General features: G+C 44.5%; 10 protein-coding genes. 1 reads left to right on the top strand and 9 read right to left on the bottom strand.

Annotated elements, in window-relative coordinates; all coding sequences use genetic code 11:
• The 7 genes from V7L31_RS20820 to psaA all read right to left on the bottom strand — a co-directional run.
• A partial coding sequence (locus V7L31_RS20820) for a reverse transcriptase N-terminal domain-containing protein (protein ID WP_334698011.1) occupies positions 1 to 521 on the bottom strand: 521 nt, incomplete at its 3' end.
• A 510-nt stretch (positions 522 to 1,031) separates the two neighbouring features.
• Positions 1,032 to 1,214 carry a hypothetical protein gene (locus V7L31_RS20815; RefSeq protein WP_334698013.1) on the bottom strand — a complete coding sequence of 61 codons (183 nt, stop codon included), beginning with the start codon at positions 1,212 to 1,214 and terminating at the stop codon, positions 1,032 to 1,034.
• A 164-nt stretch (positions 1,215 to 1,378) separates the two neighbouring features.
• Positions 1,379 to 3,676, bottom strand: a complete 2,298-nt coding sequence (locus V7L31_RS20810) for a PhoD-like phosphatase (RefSeq protein ID WP_334698010.1) — start codon at positions 3,674 to 3,676, stop codon at positions 1,379 to 1,381.
• Positions 3,677 to 3,772: 96 nt separating this feature from the next.
• Positions 3,773 to 5,164 (bottom strand): malic enzyme-like NAD(P)-binding protein, encoded by a 1,392-nt coding sequence (locus tag V7L31_RS20805; RefSeq protein ID WP_334698009.1) that lies wholly within the window; start codon positions 5,162 to 5,164, stop codon positions 3,773 to 3,775.
• Positions 5,165 to 5,540: 376 nt separating this feature from the next.
• The gene (locus tag V7L31_RS20800; protein WP_334698012.1) at positions 5,541 to 6,233 is read right to left on the bottom strand and encodes a Uma2 family endonuclease; all 693 of its coding nucleotides are present in this window, start codon (positions 6,231 to 6,233) and stop codon (positions 5,541 to 5,543) included.
• A gap of 263 nt (positions 6,234 to 6,496) precedes the next feature.
• Positions 6,497 to 8,722 carry a photosystem I core protein PsaB gene (gene psaB / locus V7L31_RS20795; protein WP_334698008.1) on the bottom strand — a complete coding sequence of 742 codons (2,226 nt, stop codon included), beginning with the start codon at positions 8,720 to 8,722 and terminating at the stop codon, positions 6,497 to 6,499.
• A gap of 134 nt (positions 8,723 to 8,856) precedes the next feature.
• A complete protein-coding gene (psaA, locus tag V7L31_RS20790) occupies positions 8,857 to 11,115 on the bottom strand; it encodes a photosystem I core protein PsaA (RefSeq protein WP_334698007.1) in 2,259 nt (752 codons plus the stop codon).
• Positions 11,116 to 12,360: 1,245 nt separating this feature from the next.
• Between psaA and V7L31_RS20785 the strand changes: the two genes are divergently transcribed.
• Positions 12,361 to 14,010 (top strand): hypothetical protein, encoded by a 1,650-nt coding sequence (locus V7L31_RS20785; protein WP_334698006.1) that lies wholly within the window; start codon positions 12,361 to 12,363, stop codon positions 14,008 to 14,010.
• Here V7L31_RS20785 and glsA read toward each other — a convergent pair.
• Together glsA and V7L31_RS20775 are read right to left on the bottom strand one after the other, a co-directional pair.
• The gene (gene glsA, locus V7L31_RS20780) at positions 13,975 to 14,889 is read right to left on the bottom strand and encodes a glutaminase A (protein WP_334698005.1); all 915 of its coding nucleotides are present in this window, start codon (positions 14,887 to 14,889) and stop codon (positions 13,975 to 13,977) included. The genes V7L31_RS20785 and glsA overlap by 36 nt on opposite strands.
• A 29-nt stretch (positions 14,890 to 14,918) precedes the next feature.
• Positions 14,919 to 15,617 carry an HAD family hydrolase gene (locus V7L31_RS20775; RefSeq protein WP_334698004.1) on the bottom strand — a complete coding sequence of 233 codons (699 nt, stop codon included), beginning with the start codon at positions 15,615 to 15,617 and terminating at the stop codon, positions 14,919 to 14,921.
• Positions 15,618 to 15,906: the final 289 nt, after the last annotated feature.

The following is a 15,906-nucleotide window of genomic DNA, read 5'->3' as shown; positions in this document are numbered from 1 at the left end:
CCTGAGCAGAGGTTATTAAAGATGTGCTTTTGTGCATCATGGGCGGAGCGCCCAGTTCTAAACCCATAACTCCTGGCGTGGAAAGTGGCTTCGTGTGCTGGTTCAAGTGCATATTTTGCTAGGCATTGCCAAGCTCTATCCGCGATGGTTGGTATCTTTAGCATTCTGGTCGTCCCGTCCTTCTTGGGGATGGGGATTTCCCGTAGTCCTTGATGCTTCCAATTTCCGCTATTCATTTTCAGTAGTTCTTCAAGATTGAAGCGTTCTTCAAATGAGAGGGATTTTTTACCATCAATACCAGCCGTCTTTTTGCCAGCATTTAGCTGAGATACAAGTCTAATTGCAAGAAATCGAGCCGAGGTGGATTTTAAAATAAGCTTTTGGAGCGACCGAGCTTTCCGCTTGTCTCCAACAAGAACCGCTTTATACACACGCTTTTGAAGGCGGAAAAGGTTACGGCGGAATTTCTTCCACGGCAGTACTTTCCAAGATTCACTAGTTTTATAACTGTGTCTAATCATTTTCTCTTCTCTGGTTAGTGTATTCTGAACACCTCGAACCAATTACGGTTCGTCCTACCCGAATTGTGGGGATTCCTCCGCTCGTCTGGGCTACTGGGGGTTCGACTGCCCCTAGACCCACAACTCGTTTTTATTCGTTCCCTCGGAGAGATTGATAGTTCCGTTAGGTGTAGCCAATTCAACTACTGGATTCCCTTGACTTTTTGCCGCTACAGACCTAATGTTCGGCGGGAATAATCTCCAGTGAAGTCAGGGGTTTTTGTGTTACGCCCTGCTTAGACTTAAGTTGCTTTTTTAGGCTCTGTTTCACCATAGGAACCCCCTATTAGCACCAGTGTCAACCCGTAACAGCTGTCTGATTGTGCCCTGTTCCCAGCTTCACTCTACAAGAACCGAGCTTGTTCGGTGTGGGCAGATAAGGAGTCAATTCTGAGTCTGAATGGCAAGACTTGCACTTGCATCAAACCGAGAGTTCAGCCTTTAGAGACAGTAATCTGCTGTCGGGCTGGTTTAGTTATGTACGGACTGATTGCCGTGATTCACTAAACAACGAATCGCACTGGGTAAAGTCTTGCGATCGTCGGCACTCAAATCAACTAAAAATGGTAGCTTTTCTTTAATGGTGGTAATGGCTTGCAACACAGCATCTCTGTCTGTTTGTGCCAATGTTGCACTAATTGGGGTCGTAGACATAGAAATCACTCTCCAGTAAGTTTCTTTCATCTAGAGTGCCCAGATATACAACCAAAATTTTCATTCGCAGAGCAAAGCTGGTCATCGTCAAATAATTTTGGATTTTGAATTTTGGATTTTAGATTAAGGGATGCGATATCAATCCAAAATCTAAAATCTAAAATCTAAAATCTAAAATTCCCCAACAATGACTGATTTGGCGTTAACTCGCTCTCAAAACGGCTGTAAACAAGTTGGGTTGGATACCAAGAAGAAAACCAGTACAAATCTTGAATAACTTTGCCAGAACTATTCCCATCTGCAAACTCAAAGTGAACCAGACCTAAATTATTAAATCCAACTACTTCTCGTCCCTCCTGAACCCAACGAAATTTCCAAAACATCAGGGGTTGTAACCATTTCCATTTAGCATTTTCGGCTCGTTTCCAGGGAGCTATCAACGATAATATATCTGCTGTGCAATCGGAAGTCTGAACACTGTTTCGAGGTATCCATTCCAGCACACAATGCCAGTCAGAGTTGGTCAACATCTGGCGATTATGGTGTAATTGTTTATCTGAAATTTCTACCATATTGGGCGGGTTGCTCTGCCCTATCCAATGTCGCACCTTTTCTGGTAACAGCCAATCTTTCAATCGTGTATGAATCAGCCGCGTCGAAATCTCTTCATTCTTCAAGGCACTAGCGGTTAACTGCACTAATACAGACTGCAATTTGGAATGGGTGTGTGCATAAGACAAGTGAGCAACAGAACTGTAGTGGATATCCCCGGATAAAATAACTACTTGTTGACGTTCCTCAAACAAGGTGGTTAGAAATTTTGCCAGTGCTTTAACATTAATATTCCAGGCATCTCCAACATCGGTTGAAAACACTTTCTCTTGTTTTAACTGCCAATGGTGAATCCAATCAATCACTTGTAATCCAAATACATTGGTGGGTGCAATCACAAATGTAGTTTGAATCTGAGTTTGTTCTGCGATTTTTTGTAAAGGCAAAACTAGTTGTTGCTCAAAGGCTTTTGGACATAACAGCATCGGCGGCGCAATTGGTTTTTGATCGGCTGGATAACCCCGCCAAGTACGCGTATCCAGCACAATTACTTCATGGCGATCGCTCCTAACTGTGTAATGCCAAGTGATTGTTTCAGGATGTCGATCTAAAATGAACACTGCACCATCTCGGACTAAAATAGGTAAGTCTGTATGGGGATCGTTGGCTGGCATACCTACATAACGCGCGATCGCTTCATCCGCCTTTGCATCTCTTCCTTGGGAAACTGACCAAGCTTGGACAGCCGCCAACAGCTTTTCACCTGATTTACCTTCTACAAATTGCCCTGGTGTATTGCCCCAAGCTTGAAACACCGTGTAGGCTAACAAAGCATTTTGGACTATTCGTCGCCCCAAGGGACGCCCCAATACTCGCAAACACCAAGCTTGGTTTAAATTCCAGTCATCAGTAACATCATGGTCATCAAAGATGCTGTACATGGGGATATTGGCAAGGGCGCGGCGGACTTTCCAAAGAGTGTAAATGAATTGTCGCAAATGCTTGACTGCCCGATTCCAGTCTTTGATAGCATGGCGATCGCGCATTACTTGGTGTCCTTTGGGAAATGTTAGCGGCCAGCACACTGGCGACCAAGCTAGTAAATAAGTGGCGTAATACTCGCCCAGGCTGAAAAGATGACTGTTAACTTTCTCAGCTTTATTATGTAATCCTGCGGTCAAGCCAGCTTGATTTGTCGCCACATCAGCCCGTTCTCCGGGGGGTAGTTGCTGGGGAGTGCAATACACTCCATTTACCGGAAGTTGTTCTTCCCAACCCAAAAGAGCATCGCCAAGAGTACTAGCAACCCACAACGATGGATCTGCGATATCATCTCCGTAAATTTGATCTCCGGTGAGGAACAACTGGTGAGGACGGTTTTGGGGTTGATTTGCTGATGCTTGAATTAAACTGTCGAGAATTGGCAGTGCATCAAAGCCATGACCATGAGGTTTACGGCAGGAAGCATGGACAATTTGCAAATCTTGCAGATGGTTTGGCGGCAGAGCAAAGGTTGGTTTTTGATGATCGAAGTAGCTGATGCTGACTGTCGGATGAGAGTTTGAGCATAATGCTTGTTGCATTTGCAGGGTTTGGTCAGCATTAGTAAATCGGAGGTCGTATGCATAGATGTGACCTGCCGTGAGGCAATGTCCAATTTTAGACCGAGCCGCGATCGCAACTACATGAAGATATTTACCCAGAGCAACAGTAGAGCGTTCTCCCTCAAACAAACAATTTCCTAGTACTTCACCATCATTTGTTGTGTCATAAACCTTAAGTTCTACCTGACAAGACTGTTTTACTGCTACCCATACCGTCACTGACTCTGGCTCAGTATGTTTGAGGATTGGCCCCGCTAAAATCAGTGGCAGTTGTTGTAAAAACTCGTCCCCAACTTGATACTTCATTGCAAACAGTTGACAGAATGGTGGTGTTTTGGATGATTATGCTTTATTTATAATCCAATCACCAAATGGGGACGAGCGTATTTGGAAGTCTCTTAATTAGTTCCGAGCAATACCTTCTTCCCGCGCTGCACGTTGCACAGCAGCAGCAACAGCAGTAACGACACGCTCATCAAAGACTGAAGGAATAATGTGTTCCCGATCCAAGTCTGAAGGCTTGACTAAAGAGGCGATCGCACTTGCGGCTTCTAGGTACATTTTGATGGTAATTGTCTGTGCCCGACAATCTAAAGCACCACGGAATACCCCAGGAAAAGCCAAAACGTTATTGATCTGATTTGGGTAATCACTGCGACCAGTAGCGATGATAGCAACATCTTGACTGATTAATTCTGGCTGAATCTCTGGAATCGGATTTGCCATTGCAAACACAATCGGATCTTTCGCCATCGATTGCACCATTTCTGGTGTCAAAACTCCTGGTGCGCTGACTCCAATAAACACATCTGCCCCTTGCATTGCACCCGCTAATGTGCCCTGACCTTTCACCGCAAATTCGAGTTTTTCCTCTGTCAAATCGGTGCGACTGGTAGAGAGAATCCCTTTTGAGTCGCACATCCAGATTTTTTCTGCCCCAGCTTTACGGAGTAACCGAGCGATCGCTACTCCCGCCGCCCCAGCACCATTAATCACAATCTTGATTTCTGCTAAGGATTTATGTACCAGTTTCAGGGAATTAAATAACGCTGCCAAGGTGACAATTGCTGTACCGTGCTGGTCATCGTGAAAAACAGGGATATCTAATTCTTGGCGTAATCTCTTTTCAATTTCAAAGCAGCGAGGTGCAGCAATATCCTCTAAATTCACGCCCCCAAACACCGGAGCGATATTCTTAACTGTCTGGATAATTTCTTCTGTATCTTGGGTAGCGAGACAGATGGGAAAAGCATCTAGCCCAGCAAATTCCTTGAACAGCATTGCTTTACCTTCCATGACTGGTAGGGCGGCGGCGGGGCCGAGATTTCCCAAACCCAAAACGGCACTACCATCGGTGACAATAGCAACAGTATTTTGTTTGATGGTTAAGTTGTAAACTTCTTCTGGGTCTTGAGCGATCGCTGTACAAATGCGACCGACTCCGGGCGTGTAAGCCATTGCCAAATCGGAAACACTCTTCAGGGGAATTCTACTGGTAATGCTAATTTTGCCACCGCGATGCAAATTAAAGGTGCGATCGTAGACACTGAGTAACTTGATGTCTGGTAATGCTTTGACTGCTTGTACAATGGTTTCAGCGTGTTCCGTACTCGCAGCATCCACAGTCAGATCGCGGGTGGATTCTTTGCGGGTTTGCTCGATTAAATCAATTTGACCGAGATTACCGCCAGTGGTAGCGATCGCCTGTGTCACCGATGCCAACATCCCTATACGATTGGGAATCTGCAAGCGCAGTGTCAAACTAAAACTAGAATTCGGTGTGAGGTTTGCCATATTGATTTAGGATTTTAAGTTTTAAATTTTATATTCAATTGAGACAAAAACTAAAATCTGAGCTTTCTAGTCAGTGGAAACAATTTTTATTTATACCAATGCGTCTACTAATATAAATGAGTCACAATTTAGTAATTGTACCCAAATACACCAGATATTTTTTTAAAATTTTATCTCTGTAAATATTTGTACTTGGCAAAGCACTTCTATTAACGTGAGTTCGACGAACCTCTCCCTGCCTTGAACTAAAGCTCAAGTCTGTCCCTCTCCGACTCGGAGAGGGAAGGTTTTGCGTAGTAAAACCAGGGAGAGGTTTTTTGATTGAGCAAATTGGGTAAATATTGTATGAGCAATCGAATTCACGTTGTATTAATTTTTAGTCAGCTAAATGCTCAAGAAACTCCGTGTGTTCTTTTGAATTTAACCCTTGTTGCAGCACTGCTAAAACTGTAGTCATGTCTCCTGTAATCAGTGAGGTGACAGCTAACCACAAACCTGGAAATACTCTACTTTTAATCACACCATCTGCATCCGCTACTAGTGGCAAATATTCACCATTTTGCAAACAGAACCAGTCTAGTTTGTTCTCTAAAGTCTTCCAGACGATGTATTCCTGTACCCCGTTGCGGCGGTAGGCGCGTTTTTTGTCATATAAATCAATAGATGCACTACTGGCAGCTACTTCTGCTACTAATTCTGGTGCGCCCTCTATGTAATCATCTTTACCGATCTGCGCTTGTCCCTTAGCTGGTTTATCTATCAACAGTAAAACATCAGGCTGTGGTTCATTGTCTAAATCTAAGCGCACGGTAGCATTATCGCCTAGTTCTACGCCTGGGGTGGAAACTTTGTAATTCCCTAACCAGATAATTAAGTTTCCATGAGGTAAACCATGACCTCTAAAACGCAGAGGTGATGCCACGTAAACTACTCCTTCGATTAACTCTGCTTTTTTATGGGGCATTGCTGTATAACGCCGCTCGAATTCGTGGCGGGTTAAGCGATCGCCACTTTCTAAAGGAGGGATAAAAGCGCTATTATTGAAGCCATGTTCCACAGAAGCCGTCATTGCTTGATTCCTCATCCGCAGAAGGTTGTAGCTTGAATCTAACATAGCAGAGTGCGATGTCTTCTCCTGGAAAAATTGGTTTTCAGGTAAGGAATTTCCAATAAATAAATTATTACTAACTTGTTCTAATTTTTCTATAACTTTTCTTGTGGGGTGGGCATCTTGCCCGCCCCTTCTTTATTTTCCCCACCCAAAACCAAAAAAAAATCCCCCACCTTGCGGCAGGGGCTTTTTATTACTTATCTACAAAACTAGCAGCCGAATTAACCGAACTTACCAGCAGTAGAAGCAATCAAGAATGCGGCGTAAGTTACGACGTAGCCAACAGTGAAGTGAGCTAGACCAACTACACGAGCTTGAACAATAGACAGAGCCACGGGCTTGTCTTTCCAGCGAACTAGGTTAGCTAGAGGAGTGCGTTCGTGTGCCCAAACAAGGGTTTCAATCAACTCTTGCCAGTAACCTCTCCAGGAGATTAAGAACATGAAACCAGTAGCCCAAACTAGGTGTCCAAACAAGAACATCCAAGCCCAGACAGACAGGTTATTCACGCCGTAGGGGTTGTAACCGTTAATCAACTGAGCAGAGTTAGCCCAGAGGTAATCGCGGAACCAGCCCATGAGATATGTAGAGTTCTCATTGAACTGAGCGACGTTGCCTTGCCAAACACCGAGATGTTTCCAATGCCAGTAGAACGTAACCCAACCAAGGGTATTAAGTACCCAGAATGTAGCGAGGTAGAAGGAATCCCAAGCTGAGATGTCGCAAGTACCGCCACGACCGGGACCGTCGCAAGGGAAGGCATAGCCGAAGTCCTTTTTATCGGGCATCAGCTTAGAACCACGGGCATCCAAAGCACCTTTGACCAAGATCAAAGTGCTGGTGTGCAGACCTAAGGCGATCGCATGGTGTACCAAGAAGTCGCCAGGGCCGATTGTCAAGAACAAGGAGTTAGTACCAGCATTGATGGCATCTAACCAACCTGGAAGCCAAACGTTAGCGTAGTTAGGCCATGCTGTGTAAGCAATACTATCTGGGTTAGATAGCAAAGTATCTAAACCGTACAGTACCTTACCGTTTGCAGCTTGGACGAATTGAGCAAATACTGGCTCAATCAAGATTTGCTTTTCAGGAGTGCCGAAAGCAACTACTACGTCGTTATGTACGTACAAACCAAGGGTGTGGAAGCCCAAGAAAAGGGATACCCAACTGAGGTGGGAAATAATCGCTTCTTTGTGCTGTAGTACGCGTTCAAGAACGTTACCCTTGTTTTGCTCTGGATCGTAATCACGTACCCAGAAGATTGCTCCGTGAGCAAAAGCACCAAGCATCAGGAAGCCAGCAATATACTGGTGATGCGTGTACAACGCTGCCTGTGTTGTGTAGTCCTTCGCAATAAATGCGTAGGAAGGCAGTGAGTACATGTGCTGTGCTACCAGGGAAGTAACAACACCTAACGCTGCTAAGTGCCATCCCAATTGGAAGTGCAGAGAGTTGTTGTAGGTGTCGTAGATACCTTGGTGAGGTAGGTTGAAGGGGCCTTCAACCGGAATACCAAAGAAATTCTTGGCATTCAAGGCTTCTTTGAGACTGTGACCAATCCCAAAGTTTGTCCGGTACATGTGACCAGCAACGATGAATAAAACTGCGATCGCTAAGTGGTGGTGAGCGATGTCAGTCAGCCACAAAGCTTCTGTCTGGGGATGGAAACCACCCAAGAAACTCAGAATTGCAGTTCCAGCACCTTGCGATGTCCCGAAGATATGTCCAGGAGTGTCAGGGTTTTGAGAGTAAACACCCCAGTTGCCTGTAAAGAATGGTGTCAAACCGGCTGGATGGGGTGGGGTATTCAGGAAGTTATCCCAACCTACGTGCTGACCGCGAGCTTCGGGGACAGCAACGTGAATTAAGTGACCAGCCCATGCCAAAGAACTAACACCAAACAAACCTGCTAAGTGGTGGTTTAGGCGATGTTCCGCGCTCTTAAACCATGCCAAGCTAGGACGGTACTTGGGTTGCAAGTGCAGCCAACCAGCGAACAATAATACAGCCGCAAATAACAGCAAGAACACTGAACCGTTGTACAGTTCGCTGTTATTCCGCAGACCGATGGTATACCACCAATGGTACAGACCAGAGTAGGTAATGTTTACTGGATTGCTAGCGCCCGCTTGGGTAAAAGCTTCGATCGCTGGTTTACCAAAGTGGGGATCCCAAATCGCGTGGGCGATGGGACGGATGTGAAGGGGATCTTTAATCCACTGTTCAAAGTTACCTTGCCAGGCTACGTGGAACAGGAGGCTGGATGCCCACAGGAAGATGATTGCCAAGTGACCGAAGTGAGTAGCGAAAATCTTTTGGTAAAGATTTTCCTCTGTGATGCCATCATGGGTTTCAAAGTCGTTGCCTGTAGCGATCGCATACCATATCCGACGAGTCGTCGGGTCCTGTGCGAGATCCTGGCTAAATTTCGGAAATTTTGTCGCCATAGGTTTAATAATTCCTCTGACCTTTAGCCATCAAATACCAGCGTTTAGAGTCCTGAGTTTTGAGTCCTGAGTACCAAGTTTTGAGTATTTTCTCAGCACTCAGCACTCAGCACTCAGCACTCCACAACTGATTGCTACCCTACTGAAAGGATGTGTGCGTGGAAGAATGCCCAAGTTGTGGCAATTCCTCCCAAGAGGTAATGAGCTACCCCTACAGCCCGACCCTGAATAATGCTCAGAGCGCGAGGTTGAATTGCTGGTGCTACCTTCAGTTTGTTATGTGCCCAAACAATGGACTCAATCAGTTCTTGCCAGTAGCCGCGACCACTGAACAGGAACATCAAGCTGAATGCCCAGACAAAGTGAGCGCCTAAGAAAACTAGACCATAAGCAGACAGCGCACTTCCGTAGGAGTTGATGACTTGTGTCGCTTGTGCCCACAAGAAGTCACGCAACCAACCGTTGATGGTGATAGCACTTTGGGCAAAGTTACCACCAGTGATGTGAGTCACAGTACCATCTGCATCTACTGTTCCCCAAACATCTGACTGTAACTTCCAACTGAAGTGGAAAATTACAATTGATATGGAGTTGTACATCCAGAAAAGTCCGAGGAATACGTGATCCCAACCAGACACTTGACAGGTACCGCCACGACCTGGCCCGTCGCAGGGGAAGCGGAAGCCCAGGTTTGCTTTGTCTGGAATCAGACGAGAGCTACGGGCGTACAGCACACCTTTGAGCAGAATTAGGACGGTGACGTGAATGGTGAAAGCGTGAATGTGGTGAATTAGGAAGTCCGCTGTGCCCAAAACAATGGGTGCAGCTGCCACTTTTCCGCCAACAGCCAAGACACCGCCGCCAAAGACATAGCTAACTGGTTCTAGGGCATTGGGTGCAGTTGTACCAGGAGCCAAGGCGTGGATATTTTGTATCCACTGGGCAAATACTGGCTGCAATTGAATCCCTGTATCAGAGAACAAGTCTTGAGGACGACCCAATGCACGCATTGTGTCGTTGTGGATGTAAAGTCCAAAGCTATGGAAGCCAAGGAATATAGACACCCAGTTCAGGTGAGAAATAATCGCGTCACGGTGACGAATCACCCGATCCAGCAAGTTGTTTTGATTCACAACTGGATCGTAATCTCGCACCATGAAGATAGCAGCGTGAGCGGCTCCACCAACGATTAAGAAGCCACCGATCCAAGTATGGTGAGTAAACAGAGCTAGCTGAGTAGCGTAGTCAGTTGCCAAATATGGATAGGGGGGCATCGCGTATTGGTGATGCGCGATGATGATGGTCAGCGAACCCAAGAAGGCTAGGTTAGTAGCTAATTGAGCGTGCCAAGATGTGGTCAGGTTTTCGTAGAGACCTTTGTGACCTTCGCCGGTGAAAGGGCCTTTGTGGTTTTCTAGGATCTCTTTAATGCTGTGACCAATACCCCAGTTGGTACGGTATTGATGACCAGCAATGATAAAGAGAACTGCGATCGCCAAGTGGTGATGGGAAATATCAGTCAACCACAAGCCGCCTGTTACTGGGTTCAGACCGCCCTTGAAGGTCAGGAAGTCAGCATACTGACCCCAGTTCAAGGTGAAGAAAGGTGCTAAACCAGCAGCAAAGCCGGGATACAGCTCGGTCAACAAGTCTTTGTTCAAGATGAACTCGTGGGGCAAGGGTATGTCTTTGATGGCAACGCCTGCATCCAAAAGCTTGTTGGTCGGTGCGGACACGTGGATCAAGTGACCTGCCCATCCCAAGGAACCAAGACCTAGCAACACTTGTAAGTGGTGGTTCAGGATTGATTCCACATTCTGGAACCATTCCAGTTTGGGAGCGCGTTTGTGGTAGTGGAACCAGCCGGCAAATAGGAATAAGCCTGCTAATACCAAGCCACCGATCGCAGTTACGTAAAGTTGGAAGGAGTTTGTAATCCCCCAGCCACGCCATACCTGGAACAAACCGGAGGTGATTTGAATACCGTGGAAACCACCGCCAACATCACCGTTTAAAATGTCTTGCCCGACAATGGGCCAAACAACTTGGGCACTTGGTTTAACGTTTAACGGGTCGCTTAACCAAGCTTCGTAGTTAGAAAACTTCGCGCCGTGGAAAATCATCCCGCTCAACCAGATGGTCACTACAGCCAGGTGGCCGAAGTGGGCTGAGAATATCTTGCGGGATATCTCTTCTAAATCGCTTGTATGTGTATCAAAATCATGGGCGAGTGCGTGCAGGTTCCAAATCCATGTGGTGGTTTTGGGACCTCTGGCCAAGGATCTGTCAAAGTGTCCAGGTTGCGCCCATTTCTCGAATGAGGTTGGAACTGGATCGTTATCGACGATTACTCTTGCCTTTTTTTCCTCTCGCTCCGGAGGACTTATTGTCATTCGACCTCCTCTCTTGATAAGGAATGAGGAATCATTAATACCACAAAATGAACCATTACCGACTACTCCAGAATTTTACTGAAGCTCCGATGAAGACCCCATGTGGAGAGTTGTTTCTCGTTGAATTATAGAGTCTTCACTTGTACATTGTTGGAGATATTTTAACAATAATTCAAACTTGCCCAAATATTGCTGGAATTCCTGCCTTAACTGGCTTTTAACTTCAAACTTTTTTCCCAAAAGTCAATAGATTATCTATTTAATTTACAAAGGATAACAATTCGTAAGATTTATGGTTTGGCTCTACATAGTCGATGATCCAGCTTTTGCGGCTATTACTCATAAACATTTATGTCATATTTCAATTTTCGTAAGTAAAACGCTGTAAGTAATATGACTTTTTTTTAAATCGGGAATCGATATTGGAAATATAGGTATGTGGATTCATCCCTGAATTTTCATGGCATCTGGAAAACCTCTCTTCTATTTCTCTCTCCTCAAAGGATACTGTTGGTCAATTTATGGTGGGTTTGACCCCTCACCCCTAAAACATTGGTTTGGCGTTGCTTTTCCGCCCTGAAATAAATTTCGGGCTAATAGCTCAAGTCCGTTGAAACGGACTCAAGAGTAATGAGGAATGATGGGTTAGACCCCCTATTAATTCGCCAACAGTATCCTCAAAGGAGAGAGACTTTGAATTTTCCCCCTTCCCGCGACGAGTTGGGGGTTAGGGGGTTAGGTTTTTGAGGAACTCCAAGGAATAAATTATCCAATGTTGTGGGGTGGGCATCTTGCCCGCCCAGTCGATATGGCGGGCGAGACGCCCACCCCACAAGAAATAATTGAGTATTTTTTTATTTGGAAGTCCCTTAAAAGAATTTCTTTCCCAGTCCCCAATCCCCAACTAAAGTTACATAGGAATCAGTGCAACCCGTTAAAATTTCCTGAGATACGCAAGAAAACCATGCGATCTGAGGCAGATTTCACCTTTTGGGCTATAGTTCCAGATGGACAGTTTGAGCCAAAATAAATCTGTCAATCAATTTTGGATTTTAGATTTGCGATAGCGGAGCGTTAGCGAGTCCGCGAGCGTCTTTTGGATTGACCCCGACCACGAGGGTGCGGGGCTTGGAGATTTTAGATTTTTCCACCCACGAGGGGTGGGGCTTGTACCCCAAAAAATCCAAAATCTAAAATCTAAAATTCGGCGGGTCAATTATCGAAGACTATCACTGGGTACAACACATGAACTCGTGGCTGAAAAGGGTGTTAGAGAAATTTCTCCCTGAGAAGTTCTCGATTCTCAGGTGGGTAATGACATTGGTGCTGGTATTAAGCTTGACCAGTTGCGGCGAGAAAGCTGACAGCCAGGAAGTATCTACTGGCTATAAAGAAAACTCCCCAAAGATTTCTCAAATTTCAAAGCAATTTTCGGAAGTTTCCCCTCCATCTGTTATTCAAGAACTGCGTCCAATTTTGGAAGTTTATCAACCACAAGTGACAATTGTTACTCCAAAATTTGATGAAGTTCTTCAAGACAACAAAGTAACAGCCAGTTTTCAGGTTAAGGATCTACCAATATTTAAAGACCCACAATTACAACTCGGGCCACATTTACACGTAATTCTGGATAATCAACCTTATATACCTGTTTATGACCTAAATCAGCCCTTAGTTTTACCAGACTTGTCTCCAGGTAGTCATACCCTGCGCATCTTTGCCTCTCGTCCTTGGCATGAAAGCTTTAAGAATGAAGGTGCTTATGCTCAAACAACATTTCACGTCTTCACTAAAACCGACGACAACACCCCAGATCCTAAATTACCCCTGCTAACTTACAGCCGTCCTCAAAGTAGCTATGGGGCAGAACCAATCTTACTGGACTTTTACCTAACTAACGCTCCTCTGCATCTCGTTGGTAAGGAAAACCCCAACGACGAGTTCAGTGATTGGCGCATCCGCTCCACTATTAATGGTGAAAGCTTTATTTTCGATCGCTGGCAGGCAGTTTACCTGAAAGGCTTCCATCCAGGAAAAAATTGGGTAAAACTGGAATTTCTCGATAATCAGGGAAATGCTGTCAAAAATGCCTTTAATACCACAGTTAGATTGATTGACTACCAGCCAAAGGGTAAAGATACTCTATCGAGAATTATTAGAGGAGAACTCACAGCAGCAGAAGTGCGCCCTATTGTAGACCAGAATTATAGACCTACACCTTCTGTTGAAAAAACACCCCAAATACAACCCAAGGTAGAAAAACAGCCCATTCCTGAAACGGAAATTCCCAAAGAATTCAAAACACAGCCAGAAAAACCAAAATTAGAAGTTCCAACAGCTACACCATCTCCTAGCTTGTCCCCGACACCAGCAGAAATTATTGAGTCTCCAGAACTACAGCCAACGGTAACGCCAACTCCTGAATCTACGCCATTACCTGAAAAAGTTGCGCCTAAACCAACAAAACCTAGATTGGACGGATTTTTCAACCGTGGGGCTGGTAAAGTTACTACCCCACAAGCACCAGTTACGCCATCTCCGAGTTTGCTACCCACGCCGCCGGAGATTATTGAGTCTCCAGCACCAGAAATAATTACGCCAACACCAGAACCACAGCCAACGGTAACGCCAACTCCTGAATCTACGCCGTTACCTGAAAAAGTTGCGCCTAAACCAACCAAATCTAGATTTGGTGGATATTTCAACCGTGGGACTGGTAAAGTTCCTACCTCACAAGCACCAGTTACGCCATCTCCAAGTTTGCCACCCACACTGCCAGAGATTATTGAGTCTCCGACACCAGAACCTCAGCTAGAGGTAACACCAACTCCTGAATCAACGCCGTTACCTACAACAGAATCAACCAAAGACACTCAACTGCAACTCTTGCGCTAAAGCCTCAACGAATGCGATCGCACCGACAGGATTTCCGATATTATCCAAGGCGGGACTGTAACAAGCGATCGCTCCCTCACCTGGTACTATTGCTACAAGTCCACCACCAATCCCTGATTTCATCGGTAAACCAACTCTGACTGCAAACTCGGCAGAAGCTTCGTACAATCCACAAGTTAACATCACAGCATTGACAATTTGGCGGTTTCGTGCAGATAACCTGTTATTTTCACAAGCTAGGAGTTTTCCCAACAGGGCTAAATCTTCAACTCGCCCAGATATACAGCATATTTGCTCGTAGGTGTCAAGGGCTATTTCAAGATTTTCGAGATAACCGGCTTCGGCAAGATAGTTGGCGATCGCTTCATTAGCTGTTGAGCGTGTTAATCGCACTGAAGCCAGCATTACCTGATCTAAGCTTAGTTGACAATCGGCTAATTGGTTGAGCCATTGACAAAATAAGAGAGTGCGTTGATTAGCGTCCTTTCCTGGTAATTTATCAGACAAGGTAATTGCCCCACTATTAATCATAGGATTGCGGGGGCGGCCGCGATCGCTAACTAATTGTTCTAAAGAATTGAAGGGTGCATCCGATGGTTCCACCCCAACCCAGCCAAAAACTGTTTCTGCTCCGAGATGTTCTAGCAGATAAAGTAAGGAAAATGTCTTAATCACGCTCATTAGCGGGAAAACACAAGCTATATCCCCAAAACTGATGGTTTTGCCCGATTTACAGCAGATGTGAACTGCAAACCAACTAGGATAAGCTTTAGCTAATTGCGGAATGCGATCGATAACTTTTCCGTATTCAGCTTTAGTTTTCGCTTGTTGCACCCAAGCTGACAACTCTGTAGTAGTTAGTCTGTCAAGTCTTTTCAAAAGTGATATCCGTTAAAACCCTTTCTAGTTTATAAACTCGCTGTAATATTTTCTATCGTTACTGATGGTGGATTGATAAGAGTTAACAGTATATCGACAACTTCACTAAAAGAAGCCGCACTCTTTAAATTTGCTGATTCTACATAACCAAATCCATAGGAGGCGTGAATAAAATCAACCCCTGCTTTCATAGCCGCTAATCTATCACTTTCTGTATCTCCAACATAAATTGCCTTTTTCAAGCTATTACGCTGACAAATTGCAATGATATTTTCAGCCTTGGGTTTTTGAGTTCTGCCAAAACACTCTGAGTCTACAAATATATCCCTAAAAGTTTTGTTTGTATTACTAGTGTTTAAAGGCATAGAAAGAAACATCTGTAAGTACCAATATTCACAATTGCTAACTAAAAACAGGGGAAACTGACTGGACAAAGTATCTAAATATTCTGAAACTCCTTTGTATAAAGTTCCACCTCTAGTTTTTATCTCTTGCTTTTCACAGTCTTCGATTAAAAGAGAAAACTTATAAATATTTTCCTCTTCTATGTCTGGAAAAATATTTTTTATGCACTCTATAAATGGAAGACCACTTACACCATTAATATCATCCTCAGTAATAGGAGTTCTCTGAATATTAGCAATCTTAATTGCTTGATTCCAAGCATCTGCACATATACTAGATATATTCCAAAGAGTTCCATCTAGATCAAATATTACCCCAACCATATATAACTCCTAAAATAAACTAAGCAATTTCAATCCCTATACTACTAGTGTGTCAATAAATAATTGATGGATAAATTTACTGTACAGACGGCGATTTATCGCGTCTCTCTAACCGCCATAATTAATGGGACAGACTACTAGCCAATGTCAAAGTCAGATTTCAAATCATATCTATTTGACCAATCTTGATGAATATACAGCACTTGCGTCTATTATGAGGTACACTAAATTAAAATATAAATATTTTTAAATGAAGTCATACTCTGTCGATCTTCGAGAAAAAATAGTT

The sequence above is a fragment of the Nostoc sp. genome, from assembly GCF_036916655.1.
Lineage (GTDB): Bacteria > Cyanobacteriota > Cyanobacteriia > Cyanobacteriales > Nostocaceae > Nostoc.
The sequence above is the reverse complement of the archived record's forward strand: the minus strand, read 5'-3'. Positions and strand labels throughout refer to the sequence as shown.

Bases quoted from the DNA above. Each gene is read 5' to 3' on its own strand.
- V7L31_RS20815 (WP_334698013.1), bottom strand. From the start codon at position 1,214: ATGTCTACGACCCCAATTAGTGCAACATTGGCACAAACAGACAGAGAT.
- V7L31_RS20810 (WP_334698010.1), bottom strand. From the start codon at position 3,676: ATGAAGTATCAAGTTGGGGACGAGTTTTTACAACAACTGCCACTGATT.
- V7L31_RS20805 (WP_334698009.1), bottom strand. From the start codon at position 5,164: ATGGCAAACCTCACACCGAATTCTAGTTTTAGTTTGACACTGCGCTTG.
- V7L31_RS20800 (WP_334698012.1), bottom strand. From the start codon at position 6,233: ATGACGGCTTCTGTGGAACATGGCTTCAATAATAGCGCTTTTATCCCT.
- psaB (WP_334698008.1), bottom strand. From the start codon at position 8,722: ATGGCGACAAAATTTCCGAAATTTAGCCAGGATCTCGCACAGGACCCG.
- psaA (WP_334698007.1), bottom strand. From the start codon at position 11,115: ATGACAATAAGTCCTCCGGAGCGAGAGGAAAAAAAGGCAAGAGTAATC.
- V7L31_RS20785 (WP_334698006.1), top strand. From the start codon at position 12,361: ATGAACTCGTGGCTGAAAAGGGTGTTAGAGAAATTTCTCCCTGAGAAG.
- V7L31_RS20775 (WP_334698004.1), bottom strand. From the start codon at position 15,617: ATGGTTGGGGTAATATTTGATCTAGATGGAACTCTTTGGAATATATCT.